This window comes from Gilvimarinus sp. 1_MG-2023, from assembly GCF_030548285.1.
On record NZ_JAUOSC010001079.1, the window covers coordinates 1 to 268 of the forward strand.

The 268-nt window shown below is 34.0% G+C and carries 1 protein-coding gene; it reads left to right on the forward strand.

Annotated elements, in window-relative coordinates; translation table 11 throughout:
- Positions 1 to 268 (forward strand): glycosyltransferase family A protein (locus tag Q4563_RS20185; RefSeq protein WP_303605783.1); only part of this gene is annotated, 268 nt, incomplete at both ends.

Below are 268 nucleotides of genomic sequence, written 5' to 3' on the forward strand. Positions count from 1 at the left end.
GTTTTATCCTTTAGAAATTATAATTATTGATAATAACTCTGGTCTACCGATTGAAATATCTAGAAATTATCCTGTAAAGTTGAGGCTGTCTAAATGTAAGCCGGTGGGTCCTGCTTCTGCCAGAAATAAAGGAGTGGAAATATCAAAAGGCCAATGGATTCTATTTACTGACTCAGACTGTATTCCAACAGAAATCTCTATTTCTGGATATTGTAGAACTGATAACAAAGTAATAGCTTATGCTGGTGGGATAGAAATAGTATCAAAT